The organism is Blastomonas sp. CCH1-A6 (assembly GCF_001556365.1).
Taxonomy (GTDB): Bacteria; Pseudomonadota; Alphaproteobacteria; order Sphingomonadales; family Sphingomonadaceae; genus Blastomonas; species Blastomonas ursincola.
Genome location: NZ_LSIS01000409.1, coordinates 1 through 18,232, shown reverse-complemented (window position 1 = coordinate 18,232; position 18,232 = coordinate 1). Strand labels below are relative to the sequence as shown.

20 protein-coding genes are annotated in these 18,232 nt (G+C 66.5%); 12 read left to right on the top strand and 8 right to left on the bottom strand.

Going from position 1 to position 18,232, the window contains the following annotated elements:
• A partial coding sequence (locus AX735_RS18695; protein ID WP_066283293.1) for a histidine kinase dimerization/phospho-acceptor domain-containing protein occupies positions 1-1,099 on the bottom strand: 1,099 nt, incomplete at its 3' end.
• A 193-nt stretch (positions 1,100-1,292) separates the two neighbouring features.
• Between AX735_RS18695 and AX735_RS18690 the strand changes: the two genes are divergently transcribed.
• The 4 genes from AX735_RS18690 to AX735_RS18675 all read left to right on the top strand — a co-directional run bounded on the left by AX735_RS18690 (position 1,293) and on the right by AX735_RS18675 (position 4,051).
• A complete protein-coding gene (locus AX735_RS18690) occupies positions 1,293-1,721 on the top strand; it encodes a hypothetical protein (protein ID WP_420542507.1) in 429 nt (142 codons plus the stop codon).
• Between the two features lie 15 nt (positions 1,722-1,736).
• Positions 1,737-2,048 (top strand): HPr-rel-A system PqqD family peptide chaperone, encoded by a 312-nt coding sequence (locus AX735_RS18685; protein WP_066283288.1) that lies wholly within the window; start codon positions 1,737-1,739, stop codon positions 2,046-2,048.
• 96 nt (positions 2,049-2,144) lie between these two features.
• Entirely contained in the window at positions 2,145-3,035 is an 891-nt protein-coding gene (locus AX735_RS18680; RefSeq protein WP_066283295.1) for an HprK-related kinase A, read from the top strand.
• A complete protein-coding gene (locus tag AX735_RS18675; protein ID WP_066283301.1) occupies positions 3,032-4,051 on the top strand; it encodes a nucleotidyltransferase domain-containing protein in 1,020 nt (339 codons plus the stop codon). The genes AX735_RS18680 and AX735_RS18675 overlap by 4 nt, the downstream gene beginning before the upstream one ends.
• Before the next feature lie 168 nt (positions 4,052-4,219).
• On the opposite strand, the gene AX735_RS18670 is transcribed toward AX735_RS18675, so the two are convergent.
• Positions 4,220-4,909 (bottom strand): HAD hydrolase-like protein, encoded by a 690-nt coding sequence (locus AX735_RS18670; RefSeq protein WP_066283282.1) that lies wholly within the window; start codon positions 4,907-4,909, stop codon positions 4,220-4,222.
• A gap of 95 nt (positions 4,910-5,004) precedes the next feature.
• Here AX735_RS18670 and glmU point away from each other — a divergent pair, with 95 nt between their 5' ends.
• From glmU to glmS, 4 genes are read left to right on the top strand one after another with little or no spacing between them, the layout of a single operon-like run.
• Complete coding sequence (glmU, locus tag AX735_RS18665; protein ID WP_066283278.1) at positions 5,005-6,363, top strand: bifunctional UDP-N-acetylglucosamine diphosphorylase/glucosamine-1-phosphate N-acetyltransferase GlmU; 1,359 nt, start codon at positions 5,005-5,007, stop codon at positions 6,361-6,363.
• 48 nt (positions 6,364-6,411) lie between these two features.
• The gene (locus AX735_RS18660) at positions 6,412-6,843 is read left to right on the top strand and encodes a ribbon-helix-helix domain-containing protein (protein ID WP_082751189.1); all 432 of its coding nucleotides are present in this window, start codon (positions 6,412-6,414) and stop codon (positions 6,841-6,843) included.
• Complete coding sequence (locus AX735_RS18655) at positions 6,840-7,217, top strand: type II toxin-antitoxin system VapC family toxin (RefSeq protein WP_066283274.1); 378 nt, start codon at positions 6,840-6,842, stop codon at positions 7,215-7,217. Before AX735_RS18660 ends, AX735_RS18655 begins: the two co-directional genes overlap by 4 nt.
• Positions 7,218-7,232: 15 nt before the next feature.
• Positions 7,233-9,056, top strand: coding sequence for a glutamine--fructose-6-phosphate transaminase (isomerizing) (gene glmS / locus AX735_RS18650; protein WP_066283271.1), 1,824 nt, complete (start codon positions 7,233-7,235; stop codon positions 9,054-9,056).
• Between the two features lie 10 nt (positions 9,057-9,066).
• On the opposite strand, the gene AX735_RS18645 is transcribed toward glmS, so the two are convergent.
• Entirely contained in the window at positions 9,067-9,975 is a 909-nt protein-coding gene (locus AX735_RS18645; RefSeq protein ID WP_066283264.1) for a LysR family transcriptional regulator, read from the bottom strand.
• Positions 9,976-10,146: 171 nt separating this feature from the next.
• On the opposite strand from AX735_RS18645, the gene AX735_RS18640 reads away from it, so the two are divergent.
• Genes AX735_RS18640 through AX735_RS18625 form a run of 4 tightly spaced genes read left to right on the top strand, consistent with a single transcriptional unit; the run spans position 10,147 to position 13,895 of the window.
• The gene (locus AX735_RS18640) at positions 10,147-11,049 is read left to right on the top strand and encodes a dihydrodipicolinate synthase family protein (protein ID WP_231750172.1); all 903 of its coding nucleotides are present in this window, start codon (positions 10,147-10,149) and stop codon (positions 11,047-11,049) included.
• Positions 11,050-11,053: 4 nt separating this feature from the next.
• Positions 11,054-12,244: an NAD(P)/FAD-dependent oxidoreductase gene (locus AX735_RS18635; protein ID WP_066283255.1), complete on the top strand. Its 1,191-nt coding sequence runs from the start codon at positions 11,054-11,056 to the stop codon at positions 12,242-12,244.
• Positions 12,241-12,522 (top strand): (2Fe-2S)-binding protein, encoded by a 282-nt coding sequence (locus AX735_RS18630; RefSeq protein WP_066283252.1) that lies wholly within the window; start codon positions 12,241-12,243, stop codon positions 12,520-12,522. Before AX735_RS18635 ends, AX735_RS18630 begins: the two co-directional genes overlap by 4 nt.
• Positions 12,519-13,895, top strand: coding sequence for an FAD-dependent oxidoreductase (locus tag AX735_RS18625; RefSeq protein WP_066283249.1), 1,377 nt, complete (start codon positions 12,519-12,521; stop codon positions 13,893-13,895). The genes AX735_RS18630 and AX735_RS18625 overlap by 4 nt, the downstream gene beginning before the upstream one ends.
• A 20-nt stretch (positions 13,896-13,915) precedes the next feature.
• On the opposite strand, the gene AX735_RS18620 is transcribed toward AX735_RS18625, so the two are convergent.
• The 5 genes from AX735_RS18620 to AX735_RS18600 form a co-directional block, all read right to left on the bottom strand.
• Positions 13,916-14,320, bottom strand: coding sequence for a RidA family protein (locus AX735_RS18620; protein ID WP_066283246.1), 405 nt, complete (start codon positions 14,318-14,320; stop codon positions 13,916-13,918).
• An 11-nt stretch (positions 14,321-14,331) separates the two neighbouring features.
• Positions 14,332-14,811 (bottom strand): VOC family protein, encoded by a 480-nt coding sequence (locus AX735_RS18615; RefSeq protein WP_066283244.1) that lies wholly within the window; start codon positions 14,809-14,811, stop codon positions 14,332-14,334.
• Positions 14,811-16,301, bottom strand: a complete 1,491-nt coding sequence (locus tag AX735_RS18610; protein WP_066283242.1) for a sodium:solute symporter family protein — start codon at positions 16,299-16,301, stop codon at positions 14,811-14,813. Before AX735_RS18610 ends, AX735_RS18615 begins: the two co-directional genes overlap by 1 nt.
• The gene (locus AX735_RS18605; RefSeq protein WP_231750171.1) at positions 16,298-16,513 is read right to left on the bottom strand and encodes a DUF3311 domain-containing protein; all 216 of its coding nucleotides are present in this window, start codon (positions 16,511-16,513) and stop codon (positions 16,298-16,300) included. Before AX735_RS18605 ends, AX735_RS18610 begins: the two co-directional genes overlap by 4 nt.
• On the bottom strand, positions 16,510-18,232 hold a 1,723-nt coding region (locus tag AX735_RS18600; protein ID WP_066283235.1), incomplete at its 5' end, for a DUF885 domain-containing protein. The genes AX735_RS18605 and AX735_RS18600, both read right to left, overlap by 4 nt.

The window sequence follows — 18,232 nt, the reverse complement described above, 5'->3', positions numbered from 1 at the left end:
AATCGACGCGGTAGAAGCGCTCGGTCAGGCGCGGCAGATGCTCGGGCGCGATGCCCTCGCCGCAATCGCTGACCGACAGCCGCAGCAGCGCGCCGTTGCGCGAGGCGCGCAGGCGCATTGTGACCGGAGTACCGGCCTGGCCGTATTTCATGCTGTTCGACACGAGATTGTGCAGCAGCTGCGAAAGCTGCGCCCGGTCGCCGCGCATCGGTGGCAGGTCGGGGCCGATATCGACGACGATATCCGCGCCGCGCTCGGGCTGGCTCTGGCGCAGCACCGATTGCACCTCGCGCATCAGATCGGGCAGGTCGACCGGGGTATCGGGCACGCGGAACTTCTCCGCCTCGATGCGCGAAAGCGAGATCAGGTCGTCGATCAGCTTCTGCATGCGATTGGCTTCGCGGAACATCACATTGAGGAAGCGCGCGCGGATTTCGGGATCGTCGCCAGCTTCCTTGTCTTCGAGCGTCTCGATAAAGCCCTTGATCGAGGCGAGCGGGGTGCGCAGCTCGTGGCTGGCATTGGCGACGAAATCGGTCCGCATCCGCTCGACCGCATAGACGCCCGAGCGGTCCCAGAGGTGCAATATGCGCTCGCCCCCGGGCATGTCGCGCACCAGCATTTCCCAGCGCTGGTCGCGGCTGCCGATGCCGACCAGCTGGATCGGCCCTTCATTGGCCAGCGTGCCTTCGGCGAGCAGATCGGCAGCGGCAGGATGGCGGATGACCAGGCGGATATCCTCCCCGACGCAATATTCGCCGAGCAGCTTGCGCGCGGCGCTGTTGGCGCGGCGGACATTGGTGCCGGTCAGCACCAGCACCGGGTCGGCCAGGCCATCGATGAAGCTGGTAAAGTCGCGATGCTGGCTGATCGGCTTGACCTCGGGCTCGCGGATCGGTGCGGCGGCCTGGGGGTTGTGCTTGGCCGGGCTCGACAGGTCGGCCATGATGACGATCGCGACGATGCCTGCGGCAAAGCAGATCATCGCCTGCTCCATGCCGTTTGTGCCGAACTGGCTGATCGCCACCCCTGCGCCCAGCACCGCCGTGGCGAGGAGAAAGCGGCCGCCGTTCAGTCCCGTTCCGCTGGCCTGTCCCATGTCGGGCGGGCTATACCAGCCTTGGCTGGGCCACGCCATCGATGATCGGGGCGGCGCGCATTTTCATGGCGGCGGCGCGCCTTGTCCCGACAAAGGACAGCTGATCAAAGGCCTTGCCTTTGCGCCGGTGACGGGTCTTTAGTCTTTTTGGCCGATATTTGCGCTGCGATTTTGCGCGTTTGGGACGATGATAATGCACGCTGATGACAGCAACATGGATGGCGCCACTCCCAGCGATTCGGTGGAGGTGGGTGCGACCGTCGATGCGGCACGCAGGACCTTGCTGATCGGTGCTGTCGCCACGTCTGCCGTAGTGAGCATCCGTCCCGCGCTGGCTCAGACCGCAGGGTCGGTGCTCAACTGCCAGATCCCGGTGCCCGAACGCGGCAAGGGCATGTATATCGACCCCACCGGCAAGCTGGTGACGCCCGACACGCCTGGCGCCTTCCCGCCCTCTCCGCGCGATTTCACGGGGGAAGAGGTGCGCAAGGCGCTGCAGGGCAGCAACCTGCCGGGCACCACGCGCGAACAGTCGCAGGCCTATCTCAACTATATCCGCAAGCTCCAGAACGGGCAGAGCGGTTTTACCTGCTACGCTTCGCTGCAGATGCCGCGCCGCTGACCTGAGGCGCAGGCGGTGAGCGAGCGTGCCTATGCTGCCTTGCCCGGCCATGCGCTCAAGCGCGTACGGATGGGCGGGCTCGAGGCCATCTATCACACGCCTTCGGGTATCACGCATCTGCTGGCCGAACCCGTGCCCGAACTGCTCGATGCGCTGGATGCTGTCGGAACCGACACATTTGTCACAGCTGAGCGGCTCGTTGCGCAGATCGCGAGCCGATTCGATCTGGTCGGCGACGATCCGCAGGAACGCCCCGAACAGGTGCTGGGCGAGCGGCTGGCAGAGCTTGCCGCGCTGGGACTGGTTCGCTTGCGCGCCGAGGCGTGACACACTTGCATCAGCGCGATGTAAAACTGCATCGCTGACCCGATACGCCCCTGTTTCCATTTTGTCCGCGGGGGCGCAAACGATATGGCGCTTGCCATGCGCCATGCCTGTTTCATCACTGTAGGACCGGCTCGATTCCGCATCGGCAGCGACTGGCGCGCGCCGATCGATGAGCTGCGTGCGCTCTATGCCGATTACCCTCTGGATGAGGTGGTGCCCGATTTCACCGTGCGGCTGCAGGCAACATCGGCGCTGCGCCGTTACGTCCGCCCGCAGGTCGCCATTGCGGGCGATTTCACGCTGCCCGATGCGCTGCCATTGCCGCTGGAACAGGGCCTGCTCGCGGCGGAAATGGCGATGAACCTGCAGATGGCGCTGGGCTGGCGGCGGCATCTGCTGCTGCATGCGAGCGCTGTTTCGCGCCAAGGCCGGGCTGTCGTGATGACTGGGCTGTCGGGCGCGGGAAAGTCGACCTTGTCCGCGCTGCTGGCCGAGCGCGGCTGGCGCTTTCTGGGCGACGAATTCGTCCTGCTCGATCCCGATAGCGGCAATATCGCGCCATTCCCGCGCCCGGTGAGCCTGAAGAACCAGGCGATCGCCGCAATGGAGCGCGAGGTCGATGACGAGACGCGCTTCGGCCCGGTGCTGCGCGATACGCCCAAGGGCACCATCCGCCACCTGCGCCCGCGCACCGAATGGATCGAGCAGATGGCGCGCGAGACAAGGCCTGGCCTGCTGCTCTTCCCGCGCTTCGGCTTTCCCCGCGCGGTGCGCCGCATGGACGAGGCGGAGAGCTTCGTGCGCCTGACACAGGCCTCGACCAATTATGTCGCTTTGGGCGAACGCGGCTTCGATGCGCTGACCGGGTTTGTCCGCTCGGTTCCCGCCTGCGCGATCGACTATGCCACCGGCGATGAGGGCGTCGAGCTGGTCGAACGGCTCTGGTCCGAACAGGGGGCCAAATGGGGGGACAGGGCGGCGGCATGATCGACGGCTGGTCGGTTGCGCGCGCGCTGACCGATCCCGCATCGGTCGCCCGGCTGGATGCCACCGGCTGGACACGGCTGCTCTCGGCCGCCCGTGCGCTGTCGCTGATCGGGACGCTGGCCGAGATCATGGCCGACCGACCGGTCCCCTATCCGGCTGCGCGCGTGCTTGCCGATGTGCGCCTGTCGAACGCGGCGGGGCTGCGCCAGGCCTTATGGGAGGCCGAATGCGCGCAGATGGCGCTGGCTGGCTACCCGGGCCGCGTGGTGCTGCTCAAGGGCACCGCCTTCGCCGCCGCCGGGCTGGATGCTGCCATCGGGCGGTCGATCGGCGATCTCGACATTCTCGTCGCGCGCGACGGGCTGGACCAGGTCGAGGCGCTTCTGCTCGCATCGGGCTGGGAATGGGTCAAGCCCGATCCCTATGACGATTCCTATTACCGCCAATGGATGCACGAGCTGCCGCCGCTGATCCATGCGGAGCGCGACCGGATGATCGACGTGCACCACACCATCCTGCCGCTGACCGCCGGGCCGAAGCCCGATGCCGCGGCGCTGATCGCCGATGCGCGAGAGCTGCCGTCGGGTCTGTACGCGCTCTCGCCTGCGGACATGATCTGCCATGCCGCCGCGCATATGATCGCCGATGGCGACCTGTCGGGGGGCATGCGCAACCTCTGGGACATCGACCGGCTGGTGCGACAGTTCAGCAGCGAAGATCCGGACTTTGGCGACGCGCTTGCGGAACGGGCGCGCCTGCACCAGTTGACCGCGCCCGTGGCGCGTGCGCTGCGTCTGGCACACCGGTTGTTCGGCACGCCGGCAATCTGGCCGATCCGCCCGGGCGTTGCCGACGCGCTCTTCCTGCGCCGGATCACCGCGGTCGATGGCTGGGGCCGCAAGACGCGCAAGCTCACGCGCCAGGGCTTCTACATCCGCTCGCACCTGCTGCGCATGCCGCCGGCGATGCTCGCCCGGCATCTGTGGACCAAATGGCGCAAGGGGCACCGGGGGTGATGGGGAATCCGATCGTGTAACCCACGTCCGTTTGTCCCGAGCGAAGTCGAGGGACGTACGCTCCAACCTCTGCGATCGCGTCCCTCGACTTGAGTTTATCCTGAGCGGCTGGCTTGCCAGCCAGTCGAAGGGCTCGGGACAAACGGGAATTATCAAATCCCCTTTGGCTTACTGCGCCGCAATCCGTTCCAGCGTCGGGATGAACTCGTCATAATGATCGATGATTGCATCGGCGCCCAGTTCGTCCACTGGCTGATGCAGGAAGCCGAAGCTGACCGCGACGCACGGGATGCCCGCATTGTGCGCGGCCATCACGTCATAAATGCTGTCGCCGATGAACGCTGCCGGAGTCGCTCCCGGCTCGCCGCCGCAGCGGCGGATCATCTCGTCGATCGGCGCGCGATCTGGCTTGGACTTGCCCTTGCCCATGGTGTCGCCCCCGATGACGCAGGCGAAGCGGTCGATCAGCCCCACCTCGGTGAGCAGCTTGACCGCGAACCGCTCGTATTTGTTGGTGACGATGGTCATTTTCACGCCCATCGCGTCGAAGCGCGCCATGGCATCGAGCAGGCCGGGATAGGGCGGCGAGCCGCTGCCCAGATTCTCGCCATAATGGTCGAGCAGGATCGGCAGATATTCGCGCAGCGCCTCAGGGTCGCTGTTGCCCGCGCGTTCCAGCCCGACCTGCAGCATGTGCTTGGCACCCAGGCCCACCATCGGCTTGATCTCTTCCTGGGTCAGCGGGGGAAGCCCCGCCAGACCCAGCGTGTGATTGACCGAAACGGTCAGTTCGGGGCTGGTGTCGAGCAGCGTGCCATCGAGATCAAAGCCAATGATTTGGTAGGGAAAGTCTGTCATGGGGCAGTGCATCGCCCGAAAAAGGTGGCGGATGCAAGCAGTTCGTGCCAAGGGTAAATACGATCTGCTTTGGGAAACGCGGAGAACGTTACGAAATGGCTGAGCAGCCGCTGGCAGCAATCATTCTGGCAGCGGGCCAGGGAACGCGCATGAAATCGGAGCTGCACAAGGTGCTCCATCCGATAGCAGGGCAACCCATGCTGCATCATCTGTTGGACAGCCTGGAGGCGGCGGGGGCCGCGCGACAGGTGGTCGTGGTGGGTGCGCGTCGCGAACAGGTGGAGGCCTCGGTCGCGCCGCGCGGTGTCGATATCGCGCATCAGGCGGAACAGCTTGGTACGGCGCATGCAGCTTTGCAGGCCAAGGATGCGCTTGCCGGGTTCGATGGCATCGCGATCGTCTGTTTCGGCGACACGCCTTTTCTGCGCCCCGAAACCGTCGCCCGGCTGAGAGACCGGCTGCTCGCCGATGACGCCCCGCGCGTGGCCGTGCTGGGCTTCGTACCCGATGATGCCAAGGCCTATGGCCGGATCGTCGCCGATGAAACCGGTGCGATCTCGAAAATGGTCGAGTTCAAGGACGCGACCGACGAGGAACGCGCGGTGAAGCTGTGCAATTCCGGCGTCACCGCGGTGCGCACCGCCGATCTGTGGCCGCTGCTCGAGCGCGTCGGCAACGACAATGCGGCGGGCGAATATTATCTGCCCGATATCATCATGCTCGCGCTGGCCGATGGCGACAAGGCGGTGGTGGTCGAGACCGATCCCGACGAGCTGATCGGCATCAACAGCCGCGCCGAACTGGCGGAGGCGGAGCGCATCTGGCAGGCGCGCCGCCGCTTGCAGGCCATGGCCGACGGTGCCACGCTGATTGCGCCCGAGACCGTATGGTTCGCGCACGACACGGTGCTGGGCCGCGATGTCGTGATCGAGCCCAATGTCGTGTTCGGACCCGGTGTCACCATCGCCGACAATGTCGTGATCCACGCCTTCAGCCATATCGAGGGGGCGACCATCGCCAGCGGTTGTTCGGTCGGCCCGTTCGCGCGGCTCCGCCCCGGCGCGGACATGCGCGAAGGCGCCAAGGTCGGCAATTTCGTCGAGATGAAAAAGGCGGTGCTGGGGCCGGGGGCCAAGGCCAACCATCTCACCTATCTGGGCGATGCCACTGTGGGCGCGAATGCCAATATCGGCGCGGGCACGATCACCTGCAATTACGACGGCTATTTCAAGTACCAGACCGTGATCGGCGAGAACGCGTTCATCGGATCGAACAGCGCGCTGATTGCCCCGGTGAAGATCGGCCGCGATGCAATCGTGGCAGCGGGGAGCGCCGTCAGCCGCGACGTCGCCGATGGCGAGCTTCGCCTGGTGCGCGCCGAACAGCTGGTCAAGCCCGGTTGGGCCGACCGTTTCCACGACGCGATGCGCAAGAAGAAGCGCGAGGGCCGGTGAAGCTGTAGCCCTTGACATGATATCATGATATGATATCAGTATATCACTATGCCCCGCATCCTCGCCGATCTCCCCGAAGACGACATCAAATGGCTCGACCAGCTTGCGGCCTCGCAAGGCAAGTCACGGGCGCAGGTCTTGCGTGAAGCGGTGGCTGCCTATCGACCCGAACAGCCGCTTGACTGGATCGACCAAGGGTTCGGGGCATGGAAAGATCGCGACGACATTGGCGATGCAGTTGAATGGCAAAGACGCGAGCGAGCCTCGGCCACGAGGCCTTGGGATTTTGATTACCCTGAAGTGCGCGCTGAATTTCCTGACCTTTTCGATGCAGAGGATGACCGGGAGCATGAGTTGCACAAGGCCTGGCTGGCAGAGAATGGACGTGAGCTAGGCGATGGCTGCGTTTTAACCGACAATTCTCTCGACACCCAGCAAACTGAGCGTTCAGAACAAAAAGCAAAGCGCACACGCCGTTGAGTAGCTTCACTTTCGACAGCAACATTTTGATTGATATGCTTCGGGGCATCCCGCAGGCGAGAACCGAACTCATGCGGGCTGCGGAATTTGGCAGAATTTGGGTGAGCCGCGCAGTCTGGATTGAGGTGCTTTCCAAGGGGCAAGGGGCTGGCTTGAAGCGGGCTGAGGTTCTGCTGTCAGGTTTCGGCATTGACGAGATCGATCAAGAAATCGCCGCGCGGGCTGCCTCGATGCGACGTGAGAGGGAGCGATTGAAAGCCATGGATGCCATCATTCTCTCCACCGCCCAGATTCGCGGGCGCGTCCTCGTCACACGTAATACAAAGGATTTCCCGGCCGAAATGCCGGGCATCCGCGTTCCCTACCAGCTTTGAAAGGCGTTTTGCTGCATGTGTGGTATCGTTGGAATTCTCGCCCGGCGCGACGTTGTCGATGATCTTGTCGATGGCCTGAGGCGGATGGAATATCGCGGTTATGACTCGGCTGGGGTCTGCACCGTGCACGATGGCCAGCTGGTGCGGCGGCGCGCCGAAGGCAAGCTGCGCAATCTGGCCGAAGTGCTCCGCCATGATCCTGCCCCCGGCCATGTCGGCATCGCGCATACCCGCTGGGCGACGCATGGCGCGCCGACCACCGCCAATGCGCACCCGCACGCGACCGGCGAGGTCGCGCTGGTGCACAATGGCATTATCGAGAATTTCAAGTCGCTGCGCGATGCGCTGATCGCGCGCGGCCGCACCTTCGAAAGCGAGACCGATACCGAGGTGGTCGCGCATCTGGTGAGCGAGCGGGTAGAGGCGGGCGACAGCCCGCAAGAGGCAGTAAAGGCGGTGTTGCCGCAGCTGCGCGGCGCATTTGCGCTTGCCATCGCATTCCGCCAGCATCCCGATCTGCTGATCGGCGCGCGTCTGGGTTCGCCGCTGGTGCTCGGCTATGGCGAGGACGAGACCTATCTCGGCTCCGACGCGCTGGCGCTGGCGCCATTGACCCAGCGCATCGCCTATCTGGAAGAAGGCGACTGGGTCGTGCTGACCCGCGAGGGCGCGCAGGTCTATGATGCCGATAACCAGCCGGTCGAGCGCGAGATCACCCTGTCGGGTGTGACCGGTGCGCTGATCGACAAGGGCAATCACCGCCATTTCATGCAGAAGGAAATCTTCGAGCAGCCGGTGGTCGTGGCGCAGACGCTGCAGAGCTATATCCGCTCGGTCGAGCAGCAGGTGGCGCTGCCGCAGATGGATTTCGAACTCTCGGCGATCGAGCGGGTGACGATCATCGCCTGCGGCACCGCTTCCTATGTCGGGCTGATCGGCAAATACTGGATCGAACAGCTCGCGCGCGTTCCGGTCGAGGTCGATGTCGCTTCCGAGTTCCGCTATCGCGATCCGGTGCTGAGCCCGAACATGCTGGGCGTCGTCGTCTCGCAATCGGGCGAGACGGCGGATACGCTTGCGGCGCTGCGCCACATGAAGGCGGGCGGGGTGACGACCGCAGGCATCATCAACGTGCCGACCAGCTCGATGGCGCGCGAGGTCGATCTGCTGCTGCCGACGCATGCCGGGCCGGAGATCGGCGTTGCCTCGACCAAGGCGTTCACCTGTCAGTTGGCGGTGTTGGCCGCGCTCGCGGTGAATCTGGCGCGCGCCAAGGGCAGGCTCGATGCGGCCGAAGAGGCCGAGATCGTCCGTCACCTGATCGAGGCCCCGGCGGCGATCAACGCCGCGCTGGCGCACGATGCCGAGATCGAGGCGATGGCGCACACCATCGCGCAGGCGCGCGATGTGCTCTATCTGGGCCGCGGCCCGGATTATGCGCTGGCGCTGGAAGGTGCGCTCAAGCTCAAGGAAATCAGCTACATCCATGCCGAAGGCTATGCCGCCGGCGAAATGAAGCACGGCCCCATCGCGTTGATCGACGAGGCGGTGCCGATCATCGTCATCGCGCCTTCGGGTCCGCTGTTCGAGAAGACCGTGAGCAACATGCAGGAAGTGCGCGCGCGCGGCGGCAAGGTGGTGCTGATCTCTGACGCAGACGGCCTCGCCGAGGCGGGCGAAGGGTGCCTCGCCACGATCGAGATGCCCATCGTGCACCCGCTCATCGCGCCTTTGGTCTATGCCGTGCCCGTGCAGCTGCTCGCCTATCACGTCGCCGTCGCCAAGGGCACCGATGTCGATCAGCCCAGGAACCTCGCGAAATCGGTCACCGTGGAGTGACGGCGGATCGCTAGCGGCTGGCGGTGGCCGCCCAGCGCGCCATGCCCGATTCGAACGCGGTGAGCAGCCGTCGCGGTGCGCTTTCGAGCTGACGGCCGATCCGCGTGATCAGGCTGACCGTGACCGTGTCGATCGTCTCGTCGAGCGGGATGGCGAGCAGCCGCCCGTCGGAGATCTCGGGCCGGGCGGAAAATTCGGGGAGCACGGTGGTGACACTGCCCGTTGCCGCCAGATCGCGCATCGCCTGGATCGAGTTGATGACGATCGCCGGCTCCAGGAACAGCCGCTGCCGCGCCTCTGCGGTGCGCAGCAGCTGGCGGATGAGGAAATCCTCCGGCCCCAGACAGATCGGGTGCTGCACCAGATCGGCGAGCGAGACGCGTGCCATGCCTGCCAGCGGATGCGTCGGCGCGACCATGACGCGCAGCGGTTCGTTCACCGAAATGCGCACGCGGATATTCGGCTCGGCCGGGGTGTAGAGCACCAGCCCGAAATGCGCCTCGTCCGCCAGCACGCTGCGCACGATCGCGGTGGACGAGGTCACCGTGCTGAGCACCTGGACCTGCGGATGCTCGCGGTGGAACCGGTCGATCAGCTGGTTGAAGAACGGGCCGAGAAAGCCTTCGCCGACGCCCAGGCTGACCATGCCGGTGCGCGCCTCGCGCAGCTCTTCCATCCGCATCGAAAGCGATTCGCGGCTGGCCATCAGCGAACGGTAATGCTCGATCGCCAGCTCGCCCGCCTGGGTCAGCTGGATCGTGCGGCGGCCGCGCTCGAACAGCGGCATGCCATATTCGAGCTCCAGCTGCGCAACCTGGCGGCTGATCGATGAGGCGGCGACGCCCAGCCGGTCGCCTGCGGCGCGCATCGAACCGGCCATCACGGTTTCGTAGAGGTAACGCAATGCTATATCGGACATGGACCGTTCCCTAGAGCCGATGGGGCATGAAACGCTTGTCGCTTAGTGTTGCCTGATACGCAATGACAATTGGCCTGCGTTGCTATTGATGAAGCACAAGACATCGGCGCAGGGTGACGAGAACACAATTTCCTGGGGGAGTTGCCTGAGGTGGCAGACAAGCGGTCGAGAGTGAACTGGCGGGGCTATCTGCCCGCCATCGTGACGCCGTTCAGCGATGATGGCGCGCTCGATCCGCAACGGCTGGGCGCGTATCTGGAATGGCTTCTGGCCGAAGGGATGCATGGCCTGGTGATCGGCGGTACCACCGGCGAATGGACCAGCCTCTCGCCTGCCGAGCGGCGCGACCTGTTTTCGCTGGTCGGCGCGCAGATGAAGGGGCGGTTGCCGATCATTGCGGGCTGCACCAGCTTCACGCCGCAGGACAGCATCGACCTTGCCCGCCATGCCCGCGATTGTGGCTTCGATGGTATCCTGCTGACCCCGCCGCCTTATGTCCGCCCGTCGGAAGAGGAACTGTTCCGGTTCTACAAGACCGTGTCGGATGCCAATGTGCTGCCGATCTGCGTGTATAACTGGCCACCGGGCACCGGAATCGACATGCCGCCCGAGCTGCTCGCGCGGATTGCCGGGCTGGACGGCGTGGTCGCGCTCAAGCAATCGACCGGCAGGCTCGATCTTTTCGTCAAGACCTTCTTCATGTTGCGCGAAACTGTGCGTATCTTCGGTTTCGCGATGGACGAACACGGACTGACCCTGCTGAACGGCGCCGGTGGCGATGGCACGATGGGCGCGGGCGGCGTGCTGGGCCGCGACCAGTCCGATTTCTACAACCATCTCTGGGCCGGAAACCTCGATGCCGCGCGCGCTTGCGGGGCGAAGGACCGGATGATCCTGGACCAGTGGTACACGCCCGATCTGGTCGGCCGGTTCGGCTCGGGCCCGGCGGTGCTCAAGGCCGCCTTTGCCGCGCTTGGCATGCCGGTGGGCGGGGTGCGTGCGCCGCTGATCGATGTCGACGCGCATGGCCGCGCCCAGGTGGAAGCGACGCTGCGCCAGGCCGGCAAGCTGTGAGCGGATGACCGCGGTCGATGTTCTCATCGTCGGCGGCGGATTGACCGGCTGCGCCACCGCCTGGCATCTGGCGGAGCGTGGGGCCAGCGTCATGCTGGTCGAGGCGGGCGAGCTCAATGGCGGTGCGTCGGGCCAGAATGCGGGCTCGCTGCATTTCCAGATCGAACGGCGCTTTCTCGAGAACGGGCCCGCGCTGGCCGAACAGGCCAGCCGCGTGCTCGCGCTCAACCGGCTCGCAATCCAGGACTGGCGCGCGCTCGATCAGCAGTTCGGCCCCGCAATGGAGATCGTCATGCATGGCGGGCTGATGGTCGCCGAGAGCGATGCCGAGGTGGCGCTGCTCGAGCGCAAGGCCGCGCGCGAGGCGGAATTCGGGGTTCCGACCCAGCTTCTCGATGGTGCAGGCGTGGCCGCGATCGCGCCTTATCTGTCGCCAGGCATCCGCGCCGCCACCTGGCTCGCCGATGAAGGCCATGCCAACCCGCGCACCATCACCCGACTGCTCGCCGCGCGCGCGATCGAAAGCGGCGCCGAGGTGCGCTCGCATACGCAGCTTTCCGATATCGGGCGATCGGCGATCGGCTTTCAGGTCACATTGGCCAGCGGCGAGGGGCGCGAGCAGGTCCGCGCCGACCGCGTGCTGCTCGCCACCGGCGCTGCGACCATGAGGACCGGCGTGCTGTTCAATCTGCACCTGCCAGTCTTCCCCGCAGGGCTGACGATGACCGCGACCGAGCGGACCGCACCGATGATCGGCCATCTGGTACAGCATGTCGGACGGCGGCTGTCGATGAAACAGGCCGAAAGCGGCAATATCCTGATCGGCGGCGGCTGGGCGTCGCGGTTGCAGCGCGGCGACATCGGCTTCGACCTTTCGCGGCCCGCGACGATCGATCCCGAGGCGTTGCGCGCGAACCTCAAGGCGGCGGCCGATACCGTGCCGGGCGTCGCCGCGCTTAACATCATCCGCAGCTGGACGGGTATTGTCGCATTGACGGCGGACCAGTTGCCGCTGGTGGGCGCGGTGAGCCGGCTGCCTGGCCTGTATGTTGCGGCGGGCGGATCGGGCTTCACCCTCGGGCCGACCTTTGCGCGGCTGCTCGCGGCAGAGATGGCGGGAGAGCGCGGCGGCGACGGAGAACTCGCGCTGTTCAGTCCCGACCGGTTCGATCATCTCAACGGGTTCATGGGATGAGCCACCGGGTCGCCACCCACCATCCCGAGCCGATCCTCATCCGCGTCGATGGCGCGGAGGTGACGGCCTTGCCCGGCGAGATGCTCGCCTCGGCGCTGCTCGCCGCCGACCAGCCGGTGTTCCGCGCCGACCTGGAAGGCCAGGCGCGCGGCATGTTCTGCAACATGGGGACGTGCGGCGAGTGTTTCGTGACGGTGGAAGCGCCGGGCCGTCCGGCGCGTCGGCTGCGCGCCTGCCTGGTCCCGGTAGAACTCGGCATGGTGGTGCGGCGCGGATGAGCGGAATGTTTGACCTCGCGATCATCGGTGGCGGCCCCGCTGGACAGGCGGCGGCGGAGATTGCCTGTGCGGCAGGACTCGGCGTCGTGATGCTCGACGAGCAGCCCCGGATGGGCGGGCAGATCCTGCGTCAGCCACCCGCGACCCTCGGCGTGCGCGACTGGCTGCCGGGCGCGACCTATGACGATCTCAAGGCACAGCTTCACCGCAGCGAGGCGCTGGACGGGCTCGACTGGCGCGGCGGGGTTTCGGTGCTGGGACTGTTCCGGGACGCAGACGGCTTCCAGTTGCTGGCCACGGGGCGCGACGGACGGCTGACGATTGCCGCGCGCCGGGTGCTGGTGGCGGCGGGATGCTATGACATGCCGACCGCCTTTCCCGGCTGGACATTGCCCGGCGTGATGAGTGCGGGCGGCGTGCAGGCCTTTCTCAAGAGCCAGCAGATCGTTCCGGGCAAGCGCTTCGTGCTGGCCGGCACGCATCCGTTGCAACTGCTCGTCGCCGATCAGCTGCGCAAGGCGGGGGCCGATGTCGCTGGCGTGCATTTCGCGCAGGGCCTGGGTGCGATGGTGGGGCAGCTGCTGCGCGATCCGCTGCTGCCGCTCGGCAACTTGCGCCCGTTCCGCGATGCCGCTGCGGCCTTTGTGAACCTCAGGCGCGCGGGCGTGGCGGTGCGCTTTGGGCAGCGGCTGGTCCGCGCGATCGGCAGCGAGCGGCTCGAGGCGGCGGAATTCGCCGATGGCACCAGAATCGCCTGCGACGTGCTCGCGACCTGCTACGGCTTCCTGCCCCAGGCCGATCTGCCCCGTCAGGCGGGCTGTGCGATGCAGCGCTGCGAGCGCACGGGCGGTCTGGCGGCGGTGATCGATCGCTGGCAGCGCAGCAGCGTACAAGGCCTTAGCGCGGCGGGAGAGACCACCGGAGTGGCAGGGGCAGAGGTTGCGCTGCGCGAAGGGCGGCTGGCGGCGATCGGGATTCTTCTGGCCGATGGGTTGCTGAGCGAGAGTGAGGCCGAACGCCGTGCCGCGCCGATCCGCCGCGAACTGGCGAAACTGCAGCGCTTTGCCGATCTGCTCGCGCGCATCGCCGATCCGCGCACGGCAATCGCGGGGCTCGCCGACGATGCCACGATCCTGTGCCGCTGCGAGGATGTGACGCGTGGGGCGCTGATCCGCGCGATCCGGGCGACCGCAGGGCCCGAGGATGCGAGCGCGCTCAAGCTCGTATCGCGCGCGGGCATGGGGGTGTGCCAGGGCCGCTCGTGCGAGCATGCCGTGCGCGCGCTGCTCGCAGAACAGGGCGCGGCACCGGGCGGCGGCTTTACCGCGCGCTTCCCGGCGCGCCCGGTGGCGATTGCCGATCTGATCGACTGACCGGCGGCCAGCCGATCGCATCAGCCGATCGCGGCGGTCGCCTCGATCTCGATCAGGAAATCGGGCATGGCGAGCGCGGCGACGCCGATCAGCGTGTTGGGCGCGGGCACGCCGCCATCGTAGAACGCGCCGATCTCGGGCAGCACCACGCCCAGCTTGTCGGGGCTGTGATCGACGATATAGGTGCGCAGCCGCACGACATCCGCCGGGCTCGCACCTGCCGCTGTGAGCACCTCCTTGAGATTGGCGAGCGCCTGGCGGGTCTGTGCGGCGAGATCGCCGGGACCCACGACATTGCAGTCCTTGTCCCAGGCGACCTGGCCGGCGCAATGGATGGTCCGGCCGCCATCCTGAACCGTCGCGTGGGAAAAGCCGAAGCCGGTGCTTGCGTAAAGCGAGGGCGGGTTGAGGCGGGTATTGGGCATGGCTGGCTCCTTCAATCGACGATTTCGAGGCTGTGGCCGAAGGGGTCGCGGACATAGAGGTTCTTCTTGCCCGCGAGCGGCCCTTCGGAAATCTCGATGATATTCTGCACGGTGCAGCCCTTGGCGGCCAGATAGGCGGCGGCCTTGTCGACATTGTCTACGCGCAGCGCGAGGTGATGCCCGCCCGCATCGCAGTTGCGCGGCGGCACCGGATTGCGGTCGCCGGGCGCGTCATATTGCACCAGCTGCAGGTTCAGATTGTCGACCAGCGCCAGCATCGCCAGCGTCAGCGTCGCGCCGGCGACGCCGACATGCGCCTCCATCCAGTCGCGGCCATCGGGCATGGCCGGAATCTCGCTCGCCGCGAGCGGCCCCATGCGAAACAGCTCACGCGCACCGAACGTGTCGGTATAGAACGCGATCGCCGCCTCCAGATCGGGCACGGTGAACGAGACATGGTCGGCGGCGAGAAAGGCAGGCGCGTCGGTCATCAGGCGGTTTCTCCTTGCGAGGCGAGGGGCGGGGTGAGCGGTAAATCGCCGGGCGCATCTGCGCGGCGCGGGACAATGAGGCTGAGCGCCACGGTGACGATCAGCGCCGCCCCCATGGCGACCAGGCCCGGCTCCCATTCGATGAAATTTGCGGCGATCCAGGCCTCGCCCGGCGGGGTGACGAGCAACGCATAGCCAGCGACCAGCCCGCCCGCGACCGCGACCGCGCTGGTGCGCGGCCAGACGAAGGCGAGGAATACGCCCGGTGCGAGCAGGCCGATCGCGCCATAGGCTGACAGCCCGATCTCGACTAGCGAGCGGTTGCCGCCCAGCGTCAGATAGACCGCGATGGCCGCTGCCCCCACCATCGACAATCGCGAGGCGAGCAGGCCGCCGCGTTCGCTGAGGCCCGGCCGGAGCGGGGCGACGACATTGCGCGCGAAGATCGACCCGGCGGTGAGCAGCAGCACCGATCCCGGGACGAGGGCGAGCAGGCACGCCGTCCCCGCGAGCAGCCCGACCAGCCAAGGCGGATAGCGATCGGACACGAACTGCAGCAGCACCGCGTTGATATCGCCATCGGGAGGCACCGTGCCCGCGAGCAGCGCGGCAAGACCCAGCAGGATGATGAAGAAATAGGACAGCGAATAGATCGGCTGGAAGATCGCGTTGCGGCGGATCGCATCCTCGGTCGCCGCCGAATAGCTCAGCTGGAACATGTGCGGGAAGATCCAGTTGGCGAGCGCGACATTGAGCGCCGAGGTCATCAGCCAGGTGGTCGAAAGCCCGCTATCGGCCTTGAGCCCCGGCAGCTTGCCGATGCCGGGAAACGCGTCCTGCGCGCGGGCATAGACATCGGCCATCGAGCTGGCGCCGACAATGCCCGCGACAGTCGCGCTGAGCGCGATGACCAGCACCAGCATCAGTACGTCCTTCACGCCTGCGGCAAAGGCGGCGGAGCGCAGCCCGGCCAGGAACACGAAGGCGAGCATCGCAGCGGCGGCAAGCACGGCGGCCATGCCGGGGGAGACATCGGTGCCCAGCGTCATCCGCAGGATGAGGCCGAGCGCGGTGATCTGGATCTGCACATAGACGACCAGGGCTGCGATCCCGACGACTGCGACGACCACGCCCAGCCACCGCGCGCGATAGTGATCGGCAAAGAAATCAGCCTGGGTGACCAGCGCCCGCGCGCGGCCTGCCGCCCAGATCTTCGGCATCAGCCAGTAACCGATCGCCGCCGAGAGCGAGACCGAGCAGAAAGCGAGATAGGCCGGCGCACCATAGGCCCAGGCAAAGCCCGAAATGCCGAGCACCGCGAAGGTCGTGTATATCTCGCCCGCATTGAGGAACCAGAAGATCAGCGTGCCCATGCGGCGGCCGCCCAGCGCCCATTCCTCGACCGACTTCGCCTTGCTCTGCGCGCGGCCATAGAGCACCGCCCCGACGATCGTGCCGAGCACGACGAGCAGCGTGACGCCCAGGATCATCGGTGCTGCTCGCGCTTCAGGTCGATCGCGCGGACCAGCGCGATGATGGCGCTGGCAAACAGCACGCCCGCCATCTGCCACACCATGGGGAAGGGCAGGCCGAAGGGTCGCCAGGCAATGTCATTGACCAATGGCACCGCGCCGACCTGCCACACGAACGGCAGCAGCAGCAGCGCCAGGTGCCAGCGCCGCGCCGGGGGTGGGGGGCTCATGCCATCCATTGGCGCGCCGCCTCTTCGAGCACCGCCATCGGCACCGGCCCCGAGCGCAGCACCAGATCGTGAAAGCCGCGAATGTCGAACTTCGCGCCGAGCCGGGCCCGTGCCGCCTCGCGCGCGGCGACAATGCGGTTTGCGCCGACCTTGAAGCTGCACGCCTGACCCGGATAGACGGCATAGCGCACGACCTCGCGATCGGTGCTTTCCGGGCTTTCTCCGGCATTGTCGACCATCCACTGCACCGCTTTCTCGCGGCTCCAGCGCTTGTGGTGAAGGCCGGTATCGACGACGATGCGCGCGGCGCGGAACAGCTCGGACTGCAGATAGCCGATGCGCCCGAACGGATCGCCCTCGTACACGCCCAGTTCGTCCGCCACCTGCTGCGCATAGAGCGCCCAGCCTTCGGTATATGCGGAAAAGCGCACGAGCTTGCGGAACAGCGGCAGTGCGCTGCCATGGCGCAGCACCGATGCCTGATAGTGGTGCCCCGGAATGCCCTCGTGATGGGTCAGCGTGGGCAGCCGCCATAGCGGATGCTCGCCCGGAGTCTTGAGGTTCAGCGAATAGGTGCCCGGCTGGCCCGCGACGCCCTCCGAATAGAAAGCTCCCGGCGCGCCATTCTCGATCGCGACCGGAATGCGCCGGACCACCAGCGGATCGATCTCGACCGCGCTGAACGCGCCGGACAGCCGCTCGCGCACCCGCTCCAGCGTGGCTTCGGCCGCCTTGATGATCTGCGCGCGTCCCGCATCGTCGTCGCTGACGGTGAAGCGCGGATCGGCATTGAGCGCCTTGATCCGATCGCCCACCGAGCCTTTGGAAAGGCCTTGCGCCTTCAGCCCGGCATCGATCTCGGCGATCAGCGCGGCGCACTGGTTGAGCCCTTCGCGGTGCAGTTCCTCGGGGGAAATGGCAGCGGTGGTGTTGGCGCGCAGCGCGCTGGCATAATAGGCATCGCCATCGGGCAGCCGCCAGCATCCGGCGGTCTCGACAGACTTTGCCCGCAGCGCCTTGAGCGTTTCCGCCTGACGGTCAAGCGCGGGCGCGATCGCCTTGGCGAAGATCGCCTCGCCCCTGGTGCCGATATCGCCGAGGCCTGCCGCCTCGGCGCGGGCAATCGCCTTGGCCATCAGCGCCGACTGGCGCGGCGGCGCATCGCGCAAGGCCTCGATCTGGCGCACCGCGCGGTCGATGACGAAATCGGGCGGAATGATACCGGCGGCGGCATCGATCCGGATCCGGTCGGTCTCCTGATCGAGCGCGACCGCAAGCGCTGCCAGCCGGTCATGCCAGGCCGCGACATCGGCAGCGCTCTCCAGCGGATGCGTTCCGCCGATGAAATCGGGCAGCCAGTAATAGGCCCCGTTCATCTGGCTGACGATATAGGGGCTGGGCCTCAGATTGGCGTCGACATAGCCATAGCGGCCGAGCGTATCGGCCAGCGTTTCATAGACGAAGCGCGCCACCGCATGGTCGAGCTGGGCGGGCTTCGACAGCGCCAAGACATCGATTTCGTCGAGATCGGCCAGCGCGATCGTGATGGCCGCGCGGTCTGCCTCGCGCGCAGCCTGTGAGCGGTCGTCGAGCCGCGCGCGGAGCGACGCATTGGCTCCGGTATCATAGCCCAGACCCGTCGCCTCTTCGGGCGAGCGGTGCAGAAAGGCGTGGGTGTGGCGGCGCAGGAGCCGGGCAAATCCCTCATCGGGATTGCCC